The organism is Lewinella sp. (genome assembly GCF_050633125.1).
Lineage (GTDB): Bacteria > Bacteroidota > Bacteroidia > Chitinophagales > Saprospiraceae > Lewinella.
The window spans coordinates 18,405-40,281 of record NZ_JBOEFX010000075.1 but is presented as its reverse complement, the minus strand read 5'-3'; the positions used below and the strand labels follow the sequence as shown (position 1 = coordinate 40,281).

The window sequence follows — 21,877 nt, the reverse complement described above, 5'->3', positions numbered from 1 at the left end:
TGTAGAGTCGTCGAAATAAATCCAGGGCAAGGCAGGGGGGAGCTAAGGAAGAGGAGCCATCTGATCATTTGCACAGAAATCGATACCATTAAATGGCGATACCGATTTTCTGATTAAGAGTGGTTGTCTCCAAATATTTTTGAGTGCCGTTCTTTGGAAGATAGCTCGAGCGACTTGATTCTAAATGTATGAAGGTAAGTCAATCGTAGTCCACAAGTTTCGTAGTGCGTTTTTTACATTTCCTTGCGTTGGTGGATTGGTTTTTGTGTAAAATATTGATTTATAGGTGTTTGTTTTTCATGGGGTGGCTCGCTCATTATTTTGCGTGTTTCTTACGGATAGGCCGTTTGGAGCACCAGAATACGCCAGGTTTTTCAAAAAACAAAACCCCCGATTAACCATTACTGGCCAACCGGGGGAAGAATTACTGAACTTAAATTTTACAAGAGGGAAATGCCTTTCTGTTCAGTAAAATCGTTTTCAAATGGTGTCGAGGGCGTTTTTAAAGTTTGATTACCCGTTGTATGTGGGGCGTTTTTCCATCGTCATAACGCAGGATATAGGTGCCAGTGGGCCAGTTGTTCATGTCTACGGTCAGGCGTAAATCTTGGGTGTTTACCTGGTGCCATACCTTGCCGTTGATGTCCATAATTTGCACATTTCCACCTTGGGCGGGAAGCTCAATGGTGAGGCGATCAGCGACAGGGTTGGGGTAGGTTACAGGAGAAGCGGGGGTAGTAGATGACTGCTTGGTAGTAGTAGCTGTTGAGTGCTCGCCAGGGGTGTTTTGCGATGTGAGAGCTGGGTTGTGATGGCCAGGGGGGGGAGTTATCGTATAGCTAAACCCAATGCAGTTATTGTAGCTGACGATTACATCTTCTACCCAACGCATTTCCAGAATATTACCTGGAGCTAAGACATCGTTCACTTGAGTAACAAAATGCCAGTTGTTAGGACGGCCATATTCATTCATGAAGATATTATTATTTCGGTCAATAAATATCCTATTGGTATGAGCCTGGAGCACACCGACCAATAAATTATTAGGAAAAGAGGTCATCGTGTTTTTGAATACGACTATTTCAAAAAACTCGTCTTCTATTGGTGAACCTGGAGTTGTGATGTAAATATTTAGGTAGATCGCACCCGCGATACTGAGCGGCGCCAGCGGAACACTACCTACTGTCATCGTGAAAGCGTCATCTCCTGCTATTTCGCAGTTGATCGGATCAGCAATGTTTATATCCTCAACAATGATGACTAACCCGCTTTGGGTACGCGCTTTTTCCCCCTTAATAGTTTCGGGCCCAAAAGCTTCTTCTGTACACCCTGATTGAGCACCGATGGTGAAGACTGTACTAGCGGGTAAGTCATGAAAAGTAAGGAAGTTTTCTTCTGTTTGAACCTGTTGTATTAGTTCTTCACCATCGTGTATATAGAGATTGATTTGATATAAAACGGCTCCATCTACTGCTTCCCATTCAAAACTAATAGAGTGTTCTGTCTCTTCAATAATATTAAGGTCAGGAGCAGGTAGTGTACAGTCTTGGGCAAAGATTGTACTGGAGTAAATAATCAAACAGATGGTCAGGGAGAGTACTTTTGAGAATAGAAATTTCATAGTTCAGTTTGTTTAAATTAAGTATGTTTACTTGTCTGGAAGCAAAGATGAGGGAGAGTAGAAGAAAAAAAAACTACACTTTTTCCCGATTTTCTGTAACGAGCCCCTAAATATGATCAACCAAAAGTTAGTTGAAGTTCTTCAATGCTTAGACGCAGAAAGTCTAGAAAAGTTAGCTTTATTCCTGCGGTCTCCTTATTTTAATAATGCTTATAATGCAGAGCAGATCGTAAATCTATACAGTTATCTTGCTGCGCCAAGTCAGATAAGACGACTAGATAAGCTTGATAAGGAATCATTGAATACCAAGTATTTTCCTGAATACACATATCGGCCAAAGCAAAAAAATCCAATTGATGCCTTAACTACAGATTTGTTCAAACTGGTTAAGAAATTCATTCATGTCGAAATGGCCAGTAAAGATAATTATGAATCGAAACACTTTTTATATCTGGCTAGGTTTTACTTACAAAACAACTTGCCTGAGCGATTTCAACAAACGATGAGCCAATTTTGGAAATACCAAAAGAAGAGAAAGGATGTTGGGCCTTGGTATTATTTGGACAGTTTTTTGATGGAATTAGAAGGCACCCTTTTTAAAAGTATTTTTAACACTTATACAGATGATATAAACTTGATATCAACCCATAAAAGCCTTGATCAATTTTATAAAGTTTCGAAATTAGAACTGACTGCTGCCCTTAAATATCAAAAGAGGTTAGGAGCAATTGATGATGAGGGAATATTGGAAAAAACACAAGAATTATTCCCTACGGGAGAAGACGATAATTCAGATGGCTATCCATTAAATGAATATTACCAGATAATCATCAAATGGTTGGATGTGCCTCCAACCCTTGAGGAACTGGAAGCATTTTCAGGAAGTATATTGGAACATCGTGGGAAAATTGAAAACCATGCAATCAGGAATTTGATGGCCTTTTACAGGAACTTTTATTTTCAGGCTTACCGCAAGCAGGAAAACCCTAAGGCCTACTCGAAAGAACTCTTCCGTATTTATAAACTCCACTTGGAAGAAGGTTTTTTTGATACTTATGATAAAATATTACCAGTTGCTTTACACGTAGTTATTGCTATTGCATTAAAATGTGATGAGATAGAGTGGGCAAAAAAAGTATTGAAGAAATACCCTGCTAAACGGATTATTGGCACCCATTTTGCAGAAGAGGCACATTGTCTCAGTGAGGCAGAAGTTTTTTTTGCCAATCGAGAATATGACCTAGCTATGGAAAAACTGGTGTATCGTAATTTCGAAAATGTGAACTACAGCATTATAGTAGACGCATTATTAATTAGGATTTACTATATGACAAATAATGAGTTGATAGACAATAGAATTAGGGCATTAGAACAAAAAATAAGAAGATCAAAAGTAGCAAAGAAAAGACGAGATTCTTTCCTTAGTTTTTTGAAAATATTGAATCAGGTATTAAAATATGAGCATGATAAGACTTCTGATAAGTGGAAGAAAATACAAACTAAAATAGATGTTACTAGTAATGTTATTCATAGGGAATGGCTCCAACAAATCATCAACGAATAAAAGCTACCCCACCAAAAATAGCAGGACTGCATTAGATTATCAAAACAAGTAATAAACAAACTATTCTGACTTTACTGTTTAATCACAGGTTTACTTAGCAGTTCTGGTTAGAAAATTTATAATGATTAAGTATTAGGTTGAAAAAATGGCCACATCAAAAGTGGCTTTGCTAGTACTCGTCTAGTTGTGCCAGATTATAAAAGCCACCCCGTAACGGCTGTTGCAGGGTGGCTATCCTTCCTGATAAGGAGTTACTTCGTAATTACGATAGTCGAAAGGTGGGTCGTCCCATTGTCGGAAAGGAGGCGCACGAAATAGGTGCCGCTGCTGTGTTTGCTGAGGTCTAGTGTGAGGGAAGTATTCTGACTTTCGTCTACTTCTTCCTGCCACACTACTTGCCCAAGGATATTCACGATCTCCAAGTTGGCTAGTGTGCCTGTTTCATTGGCGGGCATTTCAATGTTGACGATGCCTTTGCTAGGATTGGGGTATACAGTGGTTGAATTAGAAGCTTTTTGGGTACGCTCCTGAATGGAGTGCGTATCATCTTGCTGGCCTTGTAGCCAGTGGCCTGGATCATTGGGATCATCGCCGCCGCCACCGCCAGGGTTGCCGTCACCACCTACACAAATGGGCAGGCAAATGATATTAGAAGCGGTACCTGTATTATTGTCGAGGTAAGAGATGTCAACTTCTTCACAGAAGACCTTGGTGCGAAAGCAGAATTCAAAATTCTCATTCAGCATGCAAGGCACTAATTGTTCTGTGATCCAACTTGGTACTTGGTAGCTGTTGAACTGGTCGGCAGGTCCCATTTCCATCGGTAACCAATAGGAAGCACCTGAACAGTCATTGAACAAAAATTCGTAACTGACAAAGCCATTGTGTGGGTTGGTCAAGTTCAAGTTGAAAGGATCGCCAGGGCTAATACTGGTGCTGGTTGTCGTAAGTTCCCCTGCTTCTTCGGGAGAAAGTGTAATCTCTATGTAGTAGAAGTAGGGGCATACGCTTTGTATATCCACCAACTGGAAGGTATAGTTTCCGTTTTCGGTAAAAGTGATACATGGTGAAGTGCTCGGGTCAAATTGATCAATAAGCTCTCCTTGTTCATTGTAAATGCGTAGTGCAATAAATTCACTTAAGTCAGAAAAGCAAAGTATTTGCTGATCACAGTTGCTTTCGACGATTTCATAGGTCAAGTCTGTGAGGATGACAGAGGGCTCGTAAGATAGGGTGAAGCTTTCTAGGGTGTTACAATGGTCCATTTCAAAAACAGAAATCTCATTCTTTGCAGTAACTAAGATGGGGAAAGAAGGACTAGGGTTGGCCGACATAGACCAAGTATAGGTATGAGAGAAAGTACGACTGTTTGCTCCGGATATTATCCGCTGATTACTTTGACCATCGCCCCAATCCACCGTAAGGTTAACGCCAATGAGTAATCCTGAAAGGTCTGCGTTTATCGTTGGGGTAATCTCAATAGTTTTGCTGTATTCATCTCGTATAGGGTCGTAATTACAGCTTGTTTCCGTGATGGTGAAGTCTGGGACTTTCGTGCCAAATACCTCAACGGATGCCGTAAGGCAAAGTGGACCGCCAGTACATGGCGTAGCGATAATTTGCCCACTTACGTTATCTCTTACATTTACTTTAAACTGTAACACCCCTGTTTCATTACAGGTGTAATTAAGAGAAGGTAGTGTCGTAGAGATAGGAGTAGGGGTAAGTATGGTAACATTGTTACAGTCTGTGGTGAGTGTAGAAGGGTCGAAAAAACACTTTTCTACGGTCCATTCATAAGTTACGTTTTGCCAATCGACACATTCAAAAAGCATGATGTCAGCGACATCGCCCAGGCAGAGTTGGGCAGGGCCATTATTAGCGGTTCGGGTAACATCGCATTCCTGTGCGTTTAGACTGCCGAAAAGAGAGAGGAAGAGAAAGAGCACCGAGAAGATAGCTCTTGGAGTATGGGTATTGATTGAATAGTTCATTTTGAGAAGTATTGTACCCTCATCACGAGGATGAGGGCTTGTTTTTAGAAAAAAAAGAGAATTACACAACAGAATCGTCAAGAAGAAGAGGAGCACAGTGCAAGGAAGCAGCAGTGAAGCAGATCAGCGTATTTGTAGTACATGTTAGCTTTCCCAGAAAGTCATCGTTGAGTTCATTGAGTGCACAACCTACACACGACCCAAAAGAGTTGGAGGATGCTCTGCAAGTAGGTTTGTAGATACCGCCCACACTGCCTGGATCAACGGAGGTAACAGTGATTTCGCCAAGGTATTCCAGGGTAGTGAAATCAATGGCTACGACTGTAGAGTTTTGCTCGTCGATTGGGAATTCCTCTACCATTAATGGGTATAGTCTTCCATCTCGAGGGTATAATGCTAAATTGATGATACGACCTTCAGGGTGGTAAAAGTCAATCGAATAAAAGACTTCGTCGGTATCAGTGAAAACTTGGTAATACTGGGCTGGAGAGAGCGTGTTTTCCACTAAAAAGTTTTGGTATATTTCGGATTCTGCTAAACCATCGATTTCAGCGAAGGAGATTTCTACAATATCAGTAGGACGGGGGTACTGAGCAAGCTCGTCTGAACGGAATTCTACGTTTTCATTCAACAAAACGGGGGCGTTGTCTTCTTGTTGAGGTTGGCAACTAAAACCAGTAACAATGATTAAAAGAAAGAGAAAGAGATACAGTGAGTTTTGCATGATAAATAGTGATTTGAATGAATAATTGAACAGCTTATTTGTGTTCTTTTGACATTACAAATCTCTCCCTTCTTGGGCGCTGATAAAATCTCAGTATTTGGGTGTTTTAAAGTTGGGTTTTAAGGGGTGTTGTTGCTTTTGAAAGAATTTATTTTTTTTAATCGACTGATTTTAAGGTGTTTGTGGGTTTTGTTTTTCCTATGGATTTTCCTCGTTTTCCTTGGTGCCTAGTGTTTTGCAGAGGGAAAAGATGAAATAATCGCTGTTTTTTGCTGTTTTTATTAAAAAACAATCATCTCTGCCCGTCTTGAACAAGGAAAGCGCTTCTCGACTACTTTACTGCAAATTCATCAGGATTCAAATCATCGTTTAGGTACACCTAAACTCAATGTTCACTTTTGTGTTTCTTTAGTCTAAATGCTCAATAACCATGAAACGATTTTACCAACGTACGCTACTCTTTAGCGCATTTCTCCTTTTAGGTACCCTCTTAATGGCGCAGCCACCCTGGGGTGGGGGAGGTGGTAAAAAAGGCCCAACCATCAAAGGCCGGATTACGGGCACCTTGGTGGATACCCTGAGTGGGCAGCCGGTAGAGTTTGCTACCCTGGTGCTCATTCAATCCTCTGATGGCAAACAACTGGATGGTGGTATCACGGAAGCTGATGGTAGTTTCAAAATCATTGAAGTAGAAAATGGTGCTTATGAATTAAGCATCAGTTTTATGGGCTACGAAAGCCGTTTGGTAAAAGGTGTGGAAACCACGCTGGAGAAACCTGATCTCGATCTGGGAACGGTTTATCTCATTCCTACGGGTGTTAATCTCGACGAGATTGTGGTCACCGAACAGGCAGCGCTGGTAGAGAACAGGATTGATAAGCTGGTTTACAATGCCGATAAGGATGCTACCACTACTGGTGGCGATGCCGCTGATGTGTTACGAAATGTACCTATGCTATCGGTAGACTTGGATGGTAATGTTAGCTTACGGGGATCTTCCAATATTCAGATTTTGATCAATGGCCGGCCTTCTACGATGTTTGCCGCCAATCCCGCGGATGCCCTCAAAACCATTCCAGCCAATCAAATAAAGACGGTAGAGGTCATCACCACTCCTTCTGCCAAATATGATGGAGAAGGCAGTTCGGGAATCATCAATATTATTACCAAAAAGCGAAATGCAGAAGGCTTTACGGGGTCTGCCAATACTTCTATTGGTACGCGTCAGAACAACGGTGGCCTCAACCTCAACTGGGTACGCGGTCGTTTTGGCCTTAATGGTGGAGCAAACAGCTTCTGGTCGTGGCGACGGGAGGGTAATATTGAATTCCTACGGGAAGAATACGATGGTGATTTAACCACTTCTGTCTTTGAGCAGAAGGGGCCTAATAGCAGTCAAGTGCTAGGATTTAACGGCAACTTTGGGGCCTTTTATGATTTCAATGCCTATAATAGTATCAACTCTTCTATCCGTTTCAATGGGTTTAATAACTGGAGAGACGGTACACTGAACGGACTGATTTCACCAACAGGCGTTACAGAATCAACCACTTTTGCAAGAACCAACGATAATGAAGGTTTCCGCAACGGCTTCGATTGGACCACCGATTATAAACGTACTTTCCCGGATTCTGAGCGCGAGTTTTCCGTAGCTTTTCAAATGAGTTCTACGGCCAGCGATCAGGAGAACATTACAGAGCAGACCGGTACTTCTGCTATTTACGAAGAAGACATTCGCAACTTCAATAATGGCCTCAATCAGGAATATACCATGCAGGCCGATTACGTCCATCCTTTTGGCGAAAAGCTGAAATTAGAAACAGGAGTTAAGAGTGTTATTCGCCGTATTGATAGTGATTACGAAACCCTGACGCGTGCTACCAATGGAGACCCATTTACGCAAGTCAGCCAGTTGACGGACAACTTCCTTTACGACCAGGATGTCTATGCGGGTTACGTTTCCTTCAACATGAAGTTTGGCAAGAGTATAGGGTTTATTGCCGGTGCCCGCTACGAGCGTACGACCATTGGCGGAGCGTACCAAGAACTGGAGGTAGCTCCATTTACCCAAGAATACGACAACCTGCTACCCAGCTTTATTCTGAGCAAGCAATTCGAAAATTTCAGTAATCTGAAAGTTAGTTACTCGCAGCGTATTCAGCGCCCCAGTTTGTTTTATATCAATCCTTTTACGCAGCTTAACGACCCTAATAATGTCGTTTTTGGCAACCCAACCCTTGACCCGGAGGTTGTTGAGCAGTACGAACTTAGTTATGGTACCTTCGTAAAGGGCGTTTCTGTAAATGCATCGGTTTATTACCGCAAAACGACGGATGTTATCGAGAGTTTTGTGCAAATCGAACCTTCGTCGGAAGTTTCCAACACCAGTTATCTTAATATAGGAGTGAACAATAGTGTAGGCGTCAATATTTTCACTTCGATAAATGTCAAGAAGGTGGGATCATTCCGGTTGGGCTTCAATATTTTTACCTACGACGCGGCATCTACCATCGATTCGATTGACCTGAGCCGCGATGCGATTGTTTGGAGTACGAATGTCGGCGCCAATATCAATCTGCCCCGCGACTGGAAGTTTGACCTCTTTGGCTTTGCTCGTTCTCCCAATCAGACGCTGCAAGGACAAAATCCTAGCTTTTGGATTTACGGAATGGGCTTGCGCAAAGAATTCAACAAGCGCTTCAGCTTGGGTGTGCGTGCCATTGAGCCATTCAACAGGAACAAAAGTTTCCCTTCTGAAATTCGCGGAGAGAACTTCTACCAGCGCTCTGATTTTAGCATTCCTTTCCGTTCGGTTGGGGTGAGTTTGAGCTATAACTTTGGGCAGCTAGATTTTGAAGGTAATGGCCGCGGTCGTCGTTCTAAGATCAATAACGATGATCAAAAGGGGGGAGGCAGTGATAATTTTTAAGGTACAGAAAAGCTTTTAGAGCTAACATGAGGAGTCATCCCGTATTGCCAATATACGGGATGACTGTTCTTAACGTGTTCACTCCTTATTGCACCATCACTTGGCCATGTAGCCATCGCGTATTTGTTTCCAAGATCAACCAGTATTGGCCTTTAGGTAAACCTTCGGTAGATAACTGGTTTTGACTAGGATCAAACTGAGGAATGGTCCGTAAACAGCGGCCAGTAGCATCAAATACGGACAGGGTGCCCGTTTCGTCATCGGGAACCGCAAGTTGAAGCGGGGCACCGTTATTCACNNCACACAGGGTTCGGCCAGACCGTTAAGGTGGTGCTAGGCGTAATAATGTTACGTGTACCCGTAAAGTCTTCGACCAAAGTGGTAGCGATATTGGTGATGATTGGTGCATTGAAATCAAAGAAAATAGCGGCTTGATTCGGGATGGTATCACCCAGCATTAATGAGGGGTGCGCCTTAATGCGGTAAGTGATGAAACCGTGGCTTTCTTGCTCGTTGCTGGTGCTATCGGCCAATTGTATATTATCAAAGACAAAAGCCAATTCCTGATTGGGCCTGCGTTCTACCACTACAGGATGACTTGTAATGATATTATTGACACTGCTGATATTCAAACCACTTGCCAGCTTATTAAGGACAATGACCTTGTCTGCGGGATAATTCCCGGTATTTTGAAAGCGGATGCGGTATTCCAACTCAATCTCATTAGCTACCTGGGTAGGGTTGATCCGGGTTAGGTTAACCTGTATGTCGTTGGGGTCATAAGAGCCTACGACGATATCCTCCAACTGAAAAGTATTATTGTCTGTATTAGCATCAACGACAGGGATGTTGGCCTCAAGTGTACTTAGCACGGTTGCCCCCAGGGGGGCAGCTACGTCCATCGTAAAATCAACGACGATGGTGCCGCTAGCTAATGGTGCTAAAGCTCCTAATTCAAAACTTAGCTGATTGCCCAAATGGTTGCTGGGGGCAAGTGTCGCGTTCTCGAAGTCCAGGAACTCATAATAAGTAAGTTGTAGGTTAGCGGAAGAAACAGCATTGGCTAAATTTTGGTACTTAAGGTAGTACCGAGAAGGGAAACCTGGTCGGTGTACCTGGTCGGTATGCAGGCTTACACAAAAATCAGTTTGCGCTGCATCTAGCTGCAGCGCAAAGTCAAGGGTTCCTGTTTCCGTAGTACTGCGCTGGCCAGGAACGGCAGTGAGATAAGGGTTTTCCAGCGCTGGTCCGAAATTCCCATCATTTACAAAAGCTAGTTGGTATTCTCCATCCTGATTGGTAAATGATAAATCACTTTCATCTTCCAGTACCAATTTTACATTGGGCAACAACGGCTCCCCGGCATTGAACTGGCCATTGGTGTTTTCGTCAAAGAATACCCTGCCATTGATCGCTTGTAATTGGATGTTTTCGGCGGTTAGTTCCCAAAAACCGTGTCGGCTAGTTGCTGCAATAAGGTGACCATCGTAGCTCGCCAGTTGATTGATCGAATTCGTTGGCAAGCCATTGTTATAAACGGTCCAGTTGAGGCCCTGGTCGGCAGAAATGGCGATCCCCACATCCCGTAGTGCCATGATGTGGTACCCTCCCAGGGCAACGATGTTTTTTACTCCTTGCGGTGAATTGAGGTAGGGTAAAATAATGTCTGGCAAGTCTGTAGCGGTAGACTGCCAGCTATCGCCATCATCGTGGCTGACAAAAAACTCAATGAAGTCATCACTGCCTCTGGCCATTAAAAGAAAAAGTGCTCCTGGTGTGCTTTTTAGGCGAACATCACGCGAGCTAGCTCCAATCGGGAAAGTCTCCAAGTCGAGGCCGTTGGTCACCAGCTCCCATTCGGTTTCACCATCGCGTAAACGTCGGATGCTTTCGTAACCAACATTAAAGACGGCATCACCGTGTCGTTCGTAATCATAGCTGTATTCTCCTTCGTGAGTAAGGTTTTGCAGGTTTTGCCAGGTATCGCCGTTGTCGGTGGAGTAAATAGGGATAGCTGTATCAAAATACAGGAGTTTATCATCGGTGTATTTCAAGTGGTCACTTACGAGCCAACTGCCGTTATTGGAGCCGTGAATAAAAGTGGTCGTACCGTCGGGAGCGACCCTGAAGATTTCGTGCAGATAACTCGCTGAAAAACCGCCGGACTTGTTGATATAGTAGTAACCACCGCCACTTACCATCTCGTCCAATGCCAGACCATTTTGAACAGGGGAGGTAGTCGTAATTTGGTTGGCATCAATATCTGCTAATCGGAGGTTGCTATAATTGTAATACAATAGCTGATTATCGAGTAACCTGAAATCGTAAATGGTGCTACCTTTTAGGCCTTCCATTACGGGTGTCAGTGTTTGAGAAAAGTCTGGTGACTGATAAATCGCTTCCGATTCTATGAGGAGGGTGTAATCTTCAAAAAAGATCAAGTCTTCAAAGTTCGAATTCAGCGGTGATATTTGTGTCCAGGTTACGCCCTGGTCTTCACTTAGGTATAAGTCGCCTTGATGGAGTGTGTAAAGTTGTTCACCATTTGGCCAAAAGCCTTCATTGTCGCTTGACCAACTTGCAATGGAGGCAGAATTGTTCCAGGTTTGTCCACCATCGTGGCTGTACTGAATAGGGTTCTGACTAATGCCTGCGAGCATAAAATCACCATCAACGTACATCAGTGGGTATTGTCCGGGTTCTAGCTCGATGGGGACACTCGTCCAATTTTGTGACAAACTATCCGAACGCCAGAAATTAAAGTCAGGATCAACCATAAAGAACAAACCATTGGCCATGCGTAGCTGATTGGGCAAAAAAGGCAGGTTGCCCTGGTTTTGAACGGACCAGTTTTCGCCCAAGTCTGTTGACACAAAAAGGACGTTGGATATTTGATAAATGATGGTCTGTCCGTTGAAGAGTAATCTGGTGAAATTGCTGCCTACTCCAGGAGGCAGAGAAAAATCTGTCCAGTCATCACCATTGTTTTCACTTATAAATATGTGAAAATCATTCGTTTCCGTAGATCGGACCCGGCAGATAACAATGGGTGCTGCAGTTTGAATTACACTCGCATAACCACGCTCGTATTCTCCTGAAAAAGCCCTCGTCCATTGGTTGTCACCTTCCTCCATATAATACAAGCCCGAAAGGGTAGAGACAAAAGTGCGGGTTCCCGACTGCACCAAGGAGTGCATTTCTGCCCCCGCAGGGCTTTCAATGGGTTGCCATTGAGCGTGGGCGTAATTGGATGCAAAAAACAAAGTAAGGCCAAGGAGTAGTGTTGATCTCATCGCGAGGGAGTTAGTGATACACAGTTATGTCAAGGTGTATTGCGCGACGAAGATAAAGGTTAGCAATGGCTTGGTATGTTTTACTCCAAATCTCCCCGTCTCGCCGCTTTCTGCAGCTTTTTATTTGCATAAATAGCAATTTCTACCCGCCGATTTTGCTGGCGACCAGATGCAGTGTCATTATCGGCAAGGGGTAAACTTTCGCCGAATCCCTGGACGGTAAATCGAGGAGCCGCCACGCCTTGGCCGGTAAGGTGATTGCGAACGGCTTTGGCGCGATTTTCGGAGAGTTCCATATTCAGTTCGTCAGACCCTGTACTGTCGGTATGGCCCTGAACAAGAATTTCGGTGTCTTCGTATTTACTGAGGGTAGCTGATAGCTCATTGAGGTTGGCTTTGGTGGCAGGACGGAGGGAGAATTTACCTACGTCGAATAGTAAGCCAGAGTCGAAGGTGATGAGGATACCTTCTCCAACTCGTTCTACTTTTGCTCCTTCGAGGTCGCGCTGAATTTCGGCGGCCTGTTTGTCCATGTAGCGACCAATAATGGCGCCGGTAGCCCCGCCAACGGTAGCTCCAATCAGAATACCTGCTGCTGTATTACCGGAACGCTCTCCGATGACACCACCAATGATTCCTCCGGCACCAGCACCAATGGCACCGCCTTTAGTAGTACGGCTGGCCTGGCAAGCACTGCCGAAAAAGATGACGAGGAAGGTCAGGGAAATTAAAAAAGCTGATTTCGTTTTCATAAGTGTAGATTTTATATTGAAACCTGATTTTTAGTGTTTGTGTTCAATAGTTGCTGGACAGCAGTAATAGCCGCGGCTGCTCTTGCCTCTCCCTGGCCTTTGACGATGAGATAAGGAGTGTCCAATTGTTGTAAAATGCGCTTATACTCCTCGAAATGTTGTATTCGGTCTGCTTGCTGAGGTGCTTCCCGTAGCGGGTCGGGTTCCCACTCTAAGTCTGGTGTGCATAGGAGGGTCAGTGGATATTGGTATTTGCGTAAACTGGCCTCAATAAAAGCGTCTATCCTGCCGAATTTTACTTTACTCCACACGTAGATAACCTCGGGGCCGGTATCGCAAAAGAGCAAAGGAGTTTGGTGATGCTGATGCTGTAGCCGGAGTTGACCATTGAGGATTTTAAGGAGGTCTTCTTCTTCGTAATCCTGCTCCAGTGCATTGAGGTAGGTACGTGCAAACTCAGGTACCCAAGGGCAATGAAACCTACGAGCAAGGGTTTGTGCCAACTGCGTCTTACCGCTGGATTCGGGGCCGGTGATCAGTATTTTTAGCATGAAATAAGTTTAAAAAAGAACTCAACCTTAGGGTAAAAATAGTGTTTCGTAATTATATCATTGAGGAAAAAATATGCAAGACCTTGAACCTTTCTTCCGTTGGCGTGATGAATACAATGCTGCTGATGACGAGCGCTCTCCCCTTTACGGTAGAACCTATAGTGAGTTTGAATTCACCGACACCATCTATAACTACTACATTCATCCACAGTGGGACAATATCGGTTCGTCAACGTTGTATTTGAAGGTCTTGTTTGCCGATTATCACCAGCATTTTGCCATCATCGAATTGATTGGCGAATGGAACGATGCTGTACACAATGATATCATGTTTCTCAAACGAGAACTCATTGATGAAATGATTCCGGCAGGTATCTACCATTACATCTTGATTGGAGAAAATATCCTCAACTATCACGGCGATGATGATAGTTACTACGAAGAATGGAAGGATGACCTCGAGGAATACGATGGCTGGGTGGTGCTACTGAATATGCAGGACCATGTACTGGACGAAATGCGCGAAACCCAACTCGATAACTACCTCCATTTCGGAGAACTCTTCAACGACATCAACTGGCGCCCTCATAAACCCCGCCGTGTTTTTGCCGCCATCGAAGGCGTGCTATCCCAAGAGGAAAAGCGCTTAGACTAAAGGCGTAAAAGTTGGGTGGGTGTAAGGGGGGAAAGGTTGTTTTCTGACGTTTACACCCTTACACTTTTCTATCCCTTACCCCCTAATAAAACAAAGTGAAACCGAAGCGACCATTGATTAGGTTGTTCCGATAGATAGCTTGCAGGTTGAGGTCGTAAGCCAGCATCAGCTCGAAGGTAGGATTGCTGCCACCGCTATTCATACCGATGCCGATGTAGGCATTCATGCCATTGTAGCTGATTTTCTCACCATTGCCAATCGGGACCTGAACATTCTCGTACATCAGTTCGACTTGAGCAAAATATTGCCGGTACACTTGCCCTCTGATAAATGCTCCAATACCAGTGTCTACGATATTAACTTTTTCGAAGACATTCCCAAAATCATCTCTAAAGCGATAGTGGTTGTAAAGGATACTTGCCCTAGGACCAACACTGATTTGAGGGATGATCCGGTAGCCATACATAGGAGCAAGCCCAAGCGTGTAATTAATGAGGTTTGTACTGGCACCAAAACCAATAGCAGTATGAGCTCCTACCCACCAACGCTGGCCTTGGGGTTCTCCTCTTTGAGCTTGAACTGCAAGCGTGCAGCAGAGTACTATAGCGATAAGAAGTGAAAAACGTTTCATATTGTCAGGTAATTTTGCTTTTATAAGACTTCCAGAAAGAGCAGTACAGGCGTAAATTGAGCGCTAACTTAGGGACTTATCACTAATTCAGCGTACAATAGCCGACAAAATAAGTTATTTGTAACATCCATTACCTTCCCGCGTATAGGTAATCAGAAAAAAAAATGAAAGGATATTATATTTGCACACCCACGCCAAGAATCCAATCGAAGACTGTTTGAATCCGTGCTTTACCGCCTCACCTTATCAACCCGGATTAATTAATTGCCTAAAGAACATCTTCTAGGTCGAAAACACAACTACTTTTCATGATGAAGTTAGCAGCTTTTTTCCCGCTATGGCTATGCCTACTGACGGGTACGCTCTTTGCTCAAACAACGGTGGATTTATTGCCTTTGCCGCAGGCCGATGCACCGATTCTTTCAGAACAATTCAAAGATTACAAAACAGTATCGTTGGATTACGAGGCACTCTACGAAATGTATCGGACGTCTGCGAATGACGTAAAGTTTTCGTTGACTGCAGCGGGGAAGCAACCACTCAAATTTAGCCTCACGGGCTATGATTTACGCTCTGCTGGTTATGAGCTCCAAACAATGATCGATGGCCGTATGAAGGGCGAGGCACCTACACGCACCGCAACTTTTCGTGGAACTGTTGGTGAAACCAATCCTCAGGAAGCACTCTTTACGTTTGACGAAAATTACGTACTGGGGCGCTGGGAAGAGAATGGTGCCGTTTATTTTATCGAACCTTTATGGCGCTTTGTTCCCCAAGCAGACCCTAGCCATTACCTGGTGTACCGGGAACAGGATGCTATTATCCCGGAGGAGTACTGTGCTACGCACATTCCTGCACAGGTAGAAAGATTACAAGACAGATCTTCTGGCCCTAGTAGAATAGCAGGAGAATGTTTGTTGGTAGAAATAGCATTGGCTTCGGATTTTGAGCTGTACCAGGACTTTGGGAGCAACGAAACCAGCGTGGAGAACTTTATGCTCAATAGCTTGGCAAACGTCCAAACCAATTATGACGATGAGTTTGCGGATGAAATCCAGTTTGAGGTAGTTACCACCTTCATTGCTACTTGTAGCGCTACCAGTTGTGACCCTTGGACCAATAATACAAATGCAGGAACCCTACTGGACGACTTTACCGATTGGGGTAATGGTGGTGGTTTTGGTGTAACCTTCGATGTTGCCACTTTATGGACAGGCAGAAACTTCAATGGTGGTACTATTGGGGTTGCTTGGTTGAGTGGTGTCTGTAACAACTTACGCTACAATACTTGTGAGAACTTTAGCAGTAATGCCAGCCTAATTAGGGTTGTGTGGGCACACGAACTTGGGCATAACTTCAGTTCAGGTCACGATGCCGGAGGTAGCGGCTTTATTATGGCTCCTTCTGTAAATAATACCAATACTTGGTCTCCTGCGTCGATCAATACGATTAACAACTTTGTATCTAACGCCAATTGTTTGGGCGATTGTGAATCTTCCCTGGATCCTCCGATTGCGTTTATCGAAGTGTCTCGTGACGAGGCGTGTACAGAAAGTTACGTAGGCTTTTTTGACGAATCTGAAGGTGTTGTGTTTACCCGTACCTGGGACTTTCCTGGTGGAACGCCAAGTTTCTCAACCGATCCCCATCCTGTTGTTTACTATGATGAGCCTGGAACTTATCAGGCTTTCTTAAGTGTGGAAAACAACGTAGGTGACGACTTTACTTCATTTACTATTGAGGTAGGTTTGGATGAAGAGTACCGCAAAGTCATTCACTTTGAAAACTTTGAAGATGGCTTTGGCGGCTGGGGTGTTGAAAACCCAGACAATGATGAGACCTGGGAAATCACAGGTGTAGCAGGCAACTTTGGAGACAATGCTGCCTTTGTTAATAACTTTGATTACGATGCAGATGGTGAAACGGATGGGCTTATTAGTCCCGGGTTCAATTTGTCTGCTGAGGGTGACGTAAGGCTTTCTCTGGAATATGCTTACGCTCGCTTTAATAATAACTTACGTGACCAATTGCGCATTTATGTTTCTACAGATGGTGGCGAAACCTTCCCGGATTTACTCTTTGAAGGTGACGAAACTGGCGGTGGAAACTTTGCAACAACCGGCGACCGCAACAATGCCTTTACTCCTGAGGATGAATTCGAATGGTGTACCAATAGCCCAGGATGTATTGACCTGGACCTTTCCGCCTATGACGGGCAGAGTGATGTTGTGATTATGATTGAGAATGTCAACGGTTTTGGTAATAATATGTACGTTGATAACATTTCTTTGACTTCCTTTTGTGGAGCACTGGAACCTCCTGTGGCTGACTTTGAACTGAACCCAACCATTGGTTGTGCACCGCTGCTGGTGTCTTTCGATGATTTATCAACGGGTGTTGTAGAGTTTTGGGACTGGTCTTTCCCTGGTGGAGATCCTAGCTTTAGCAATGACCAGTTTCCTTTTTCTGAGTACAACACGCCCGGTGTTTACGATGTTAGCCTAACGGTAGAAAATAACGTAGGCAGTGATACGCATACCGAAATCGGAGCGGTGACGGTACTAGGTTTACCTACACCTGGCTTTACTTTTGTGCAAGTCTCTGGTTATAATTACCAATTCACGAATACCTCTTCCTCTGATGTTGAAGATTTCGCTTGGGATTTTGACGATGGTTCCTTCTCTCAACAGGAGAACCCCGAGCACACCTTCCCTGGCCCCGGTAGCTACGAAGTAGAGTTGGAAGTGTTTAACGAATGTGGTAGTGATATCATCATTCAAACGGTCGTTGTAGAACCAGGCTTGGTTGCTGATTTTACGAGTGATGTAACCAGCGGTTGTGCTGACCTTACGGTACAGTTTACCGATTTGTCTGAAGGTGAGCCAGAGGCATGGTCGTGGGAATTTCCCGGTGGCCTTCCTGCTACTTCTAGTGACCCCAACCCTGAGGTGGTATATTCCACACCAGGTGTATACGATGTAACTTTGACGGTAGAGGCTGGTGGTTTATTTGAAACCATTACGCTTTCAAATTACATTACCGTTCTGGGGCTACCCAACGCGAGCTTTACAGCTACACTTGCACCTGGTGAAGCTACTCCTGTTATTGTAAATAATACTACCAATGCAGACAGCTACACTTGGACTTTCGGTAATGGAGAAACCTCAACGGAGGAAAACCCTACTGTTACTTACACCGAGCCAGGAACTTATATTATTACGTTAAGTGCGCTTAACGAATGTGGCCGAGTAGAAACAACTCAAACAGTAGAAGTTATCTTCCCGGTAGATCCTTCTTTTGCTAGTACGGCTGCGACGGGTTGTGCGCCATTAAGCGTAGACTTTACTGCACAACCTCAAGAGGATGGTTTGATTTATGAGTGGGATTTCCCTGGTGGTGATCCTGTTACCTCAGCAGATCCTAACCCTACCGTCAGCTATCTTTCTGCGGGCGTTTATGATGTAATCTTGACGATCACCAATGCGGCTGGTTCTGCATCGGTAACAGAAACGGGATACGTTGTTGTTAACGAAGGCCCTACGGCAGGTTTCACTGCAACGGCTACGCCTGGTAGCCTTACGGTAGACTTGGTCGACATGAGCAGCAATGCAACTAGTGTAAGCTGGGATTTTGGCAATGGCGACAGCACGACTGACACGCCATCTTCTTATACTTATGATCAAGAAGGAACTTATACCATTACCCAAACCGTAGAAAACGAGTGTGGTACAGATGTAGCTACCCAAACCGTCACCTTGGTATTGCCAGTGTCTCCGGTGATTACCTCTTCGGTGACGAGTGGCTGTGCACCGTTGACGGTCAGCTTTACAGCTAGCCCTCAGGCGGATGGTTACACCTATGAATGGAGCTTCCCTGGTGGAGCACCGATGATGACTGATACACCTGAAGCAACGGTGATTTACAATAGCCCCGGCACTTATTCTGTTTCCTTGACGATTACCAATGCTGCCGGAGCCAGTACGGTTACCGAAACAGATTTGATCGTAGTAGGAGAGGGCCCGACGGCTGATTTCTCCTTTACGAATACGTTAGGAAGTGCTGTTGTGAACTTTACGGACAACAGTTCTTTAGCGGATGACCTACAGTGGTTTTTTGGAGACGGAATGATGTCTGTTGAAACTAATCCTGAGCATACTTACGCTGCTGAAGGCAGTTACGAAGTAGCACTGGTTGCGAGCAACGAATGTGGTACCGACACCAGCCGGCAAACCATTGACATTATTTTTGTTCCTGAACCTACCATTTCGGCTTCCGTAAGCAGTGGTTGTTCGCCGCTGACGGTTACTTACACTGCTCAGCCCCAGGGTGCAGGCTATACCTACCTTTGGGATATTCCTGGAGGAGTGCCTGCCGCCAGTACAGACCCTGTTATTACGGTGGTTTATAACGAACCCGGTAATTACACGGCAAGTGTAAGTGTTACCAACGCCGCAGGAACAGGTACTACGCAGACGACCAACCCTGTGATGGTATTGCCAGAGCCGATGGTGACCTTCAATATTGACTACGCGCTAGGCGATTACTCCGCTACCTTTACCAGCACCAGCCAAGGTGTTGATAACCTGGTCTGGAACTTTGGCGATGGCAATATGGATGAAGGAGCCATGGTTACGCATACGTATGCCGCCGCAGGAAACTACGAAGTAAGCTTGATGGGAACTGGCCCTTGTGGTTCAGAAACGATCACGCAGACCATCATGGTCGTTGTAGCGCCTACGGGTGGATTTACGAGCACAGGGCAAAGTGGTTGTGCACCATTTACAACTTCATTTGCTGCTAATGACCAAGACGGCACCTATACTTATGCCTGGACCTTTATTGGTGGCTCACCTGAATTTAGTGATGAAGCCAACCCAACGGTGACGTATAATACAGCCGGTGCTTATTCGGTAAGCTTGGTTGTTATGAATGCAGCCGGTACAGCTACTGAAAACCTGGAAGAGTACATTGTAGTAGGTGAGGCTCCATCAGCTGACTTTACACTGGATTCAACACTGGGCAGCCTTACTATTGGTGCTACTGGGCCTGCAGATGCAGGAATTACCAGTTGGGCCTGGGACTTTGGCGATGATACACAAGGTAGCGGTATGAGTGTTATGCATACCTACGAAACTTCAGGTACCTATACCGTACAGCTTACAACCACGAATGAATGTGGTAGCACAACGACAGAACAAACAGTAACCGTACTCACAGCACCAACAGCAGCCTTTACTGCTAGTAGCCTAAGCACTTGTGCAAATGAGTTGATCACCCTTACGGCTGATGAGCAAGGACCTGGTTATACTTACAACTGGACCATCGATGGAGGCATGCCGGCTATGAGTACCGATGCGACAGTGATGACCTCCTTTGCCGCAGCAGGTTCCTATCAGGTAAGCTTGAGTGTGACGAATGCCGCAGGAACTACGACCACCGAGCAGACGGTAATGGTGATAGGCTTGCCTACGTCTTCTTTCACTTATACCTTAAATGGTTTAACGGCCACCTTTGATAATTTTAGTACAAATGCAATTGCTTACACCTGGTTATTCCCAGGCGGCACGACGAGCAATGACGAATTTCCTATGTTTACTTTCCCTGGGGTAGGTACCTATATCGTTCAATTAAGTGTTGATGGTGAATGTGGTACCGTACAATCAGAAATGAGTATCGTTGTAGAAGGCGCTATTCCTGATATTGATTTCACATTGGAGAACAACGAAGGATGTGCTCCTTTAACGGTTTCCTTCTTTAGTACAACGGAAAATGCAGATGAACTCTTGTGGAGTTTCCCTGGAGGCACCCCAGCGACTTCAACAGAAGTGAACCCTGTTGTTTCTTATCCGGTGGCTGGTACCTACAATGTTACTTTATCAGCGACCAATGCTTTTGGTACCAATTCGGTAACGATGCAGGATGCTGTAACGGTCAACCCTACGACGACTGCCGGGTTTGATTATACCCTTGATGGAACAACGGCTACCTTTAATAATACCTCTACCGGAGAAACAGGTATTGTGTGGACCTTCTCTGACGGATCTACGTCAACGATGGATAATCCAACCTTTACTTTCCCAGGTAATGGTACTTACGAGGTGAGCTTGTTCGCAACCGGCTTATGTAATGATGAAGAGACAACTCAGACGATCGTTATTGACGGTCCGCTTCCAGAAGTAGTATTCAGCACTAATACGGATGAAGGTTGTGCACCACTGATGGTTACCTTTACGGATGATTCGGAAAATGCGCCGACCAGTTGGTCTTGGTCGCTTCCTGGTGCGACACCTGCTACAGGTGATGAGTCCGAAGTGACGGTTACTTACGAAACAGCCGGTACCTATGGGGTAAGCTTGGAAGTGAGTAATATTTACGGTACCACTATGGTTGAGGTGGTGGACTTGATCACTGTGCTAGCAGCACCAGAATCACCTGAATTTACAATCGTTACAGATGATGAGATGACCTACAACTTTACGGTTGACTCTCCTGTTGCCGGGTGGACTTACTCTTGGACCTTTGGTGATGGAGAGGTTACTACCGGAGATAATGTAGCGCATACCTACCTGGAAAATGGACCATTTGAAGTGACCTTGGTCGCTATCAACGATTGTGGTTCAGCTACGGCAGCAAAGACGGTTAACCCGATTATTTCAGGCGTAGACACCCCAGCGTGGGCCTTCGATCTGACCCTGTCACCTAACCCTACCAGCGATCAGTTGTACGTAAGGGCAACCAACTGGCCTGCTCAGGGGGGCTTGTCATTCCGATTGGTAAATGCATTAGGGCAGCACCTAGGACAGGAAGTTCACGATGTAAATGCCGGTAACTGGCAACAGCAATTGGATATGAGTAAGCTTCCAAGTGGAACTTACTGGCTCCAGATCAGCTGGGCCAATGAAGTATGGTCACAAAAAGTGATCAAGCTTTAGAGCCTTTTTCAAAGGCGTTAAGTTTTAAGGAACAGCACGAAAATAAATCGCGATTTCGCTTCGCGTCTACATACGTGGTTGTTTTTCATAATAGTTGAATAAACGGTTCATTTTAACTATTTGAAAAACTCAAAAAAAATCGCGTTTTATTTTCTGCGCAATACTAAGTGGTAATCCCAGGTTTTGATGACAATCAGAATCTGGGATTACTCATTTTACTCCGTGGTTGTC

At 44.7% G+C, this 21,877-nt stretch carries 11 protein-coding genes; 4 read left to right on the top strand and 7 right to left on the bottom strand.

Annotated elements, in window-relative coordinates; genetic code table 11:
• Positions 1–502: 502 nt before the first annotated feature.
• Complete coding sequence (locus ACRBG0_RS16275) at positions 503–1,621, bottom strand: T9SS type A sorting domain-containing protein (RefSeq protein ID WP_431487929.1); 1,119 nt, start codon at positions 1,619–1,621, stop codon at positions 503–505.
• Positions 1,622–1,733: 112 nt separating this feature from the next.
• On the opposite strand from ACRBG0_RS16275, the gene ACRBG0_RS16270 reads away from it, so the two are divergent.
• Positions 1,734–3,185 (top strand): hypothetical protein, encoded by a 1,452-nt coding sequence (locus ACRBG0_RS16270; RefSeq protein ID WP_431487928.1) that lies wholly within the window; start codon positions 1,734–1,736, stop codon positions 3,183–3,185.
• 251 nt (positions 3,186–3,436) lie between these two features.
• Here the strand turns inward: ACRBG0_RS16270 and ACRBG0_RS16265 are convergent, their stop codons facing one another.
• The gene (locus ACRBG0_RS16265; protein WP_431487927.1) at positions 3,437–5,179 is read right to left on the bottom strand and encodes a T9SS type A sorting domain-containing protein; all 1,743 of its coding nucleotides are present in this window, start codon (positions 5,177–5,179) and stop codon (positions 3,437–3,439) included.
• 61 nt (positions 5,180–5,240) lie between these two features.
• Positions 5,241–5,903 (bottom strand): hypothetical protein, encoded by a 663-nt coding sequence (locus ACRBG0_RS16260; RefSeq protein WP_431487926.1) that lies wholly within the window; start codon positions 5,901–5,903, stop codon positions 5,241–5,243.
• 430 nt (positions 5,904–6,333) lie between these two features.
• On the opposite strand from ACRBG0_RS16260, the gene ACRBG0_RS16255 reads away from it, so the two are divergent.
• Positions 6,334–8,832 (top strand): TonB-dependent receptor domain-containing protein, encoded by a 2,499-nt coding sequence (locus tag ACRBG0_RS16255; RefSeq protein WP_431487925.1) that lies wholly within the window; start codon positions 6,334–6,336, stop codon positions 8,830–8,832.
• 300 nt (positions 8,833–9,132) lie between these two features.
• Here the strand turns inward: ACRBG0_RS16255 and ACRBG0_RS16250 are convergent.
• The 3 genes from ACRBG0_RS16250 to ACRBG0_RS16240 form a co-directional block, all read right to left on the bottom strand.
• A partial coding sequence (locus ACRBG0_RS16250; RefSeq protein ID WP_431487924.1) for a WD40/YVTN/BNR-like repeat-containing protein occupies positions 9,133–12,125 on the bottom strand: 2,993 nt, incomplete at its 3' end.
• A gap of 80 nt (positions 12,126–12,205) precedes the next feature.
• The gene (locus ACRBG0_RS16245) at positions 12,206–12,877 is read right to left on the bottom strand and encodes an OmpA family protein (protein ID WP_431487923.1); all 672 of its coding nucleotides are present in this window, start codon (positions 12,875–12,877) and stop codon (positions 12,206–12,208) included.
• Between the two features lie 11 nt (positions 12,878–12,888).
• Positions 12,889–13,428, bottom strand: coding sequence for an AAA family ATPase (locus ACRBG0_RS16240; RefSeq protein ID WP_431487922.1), 540 nt, complete (start codon positions 13,426–13,428; stop codon positions 12,889–12,891).
• Between the two features lie 73 nt (positions 13,429–13,501).
• Here ACRBG0_RS16240 and ACRBG0_RS16235 point away from each other — a divergent pair, with 73 nt between their 5' ends.
• Complete coding sequence (locus ACRBG0_RS16235) at positions 13,502–14,083, top strand: hypothetical protein (protein ID WP_431487921.1); 582 nt, start codon at positions 13,502–13,504, stop codon at positions 14,081–14,083.
• Positions 14,084–14,165: 82 nt separating this feature from the next.
• On the opposite strand, the gene ACRBG0_RS16230 is transcribed toward ACRBG0_RS16235, so the two are convergent.
• A complete protein-coding gene (locus ACRBG0_RS16230) occupies positions 14,166–14,714 on the bottom strand; it encodes a hypothetical protein (RefSeq protein ID WP_431487920.1) in 549 nt (182 codons plus the stop codon).
• Positions 14,715–15,022: 308 nt separating this feature from the next.
• Between ACRBG0_RS16230 and ACRBG0_RS16225 the strand changes: the two genes are divergently transcribed.
• Complete coding sequence (locus tag ACRBG0_RS16225; protein WP_431487919.1) at positions 15,023–21,646, top strand: PKD domain-containing protein; 6,624 nt, start codon at positions 15,023–15,025, stop codon at positions 21,644–21,646.
• Positions 21,647–21,877 lie beyond the last annotated feature (231 nt).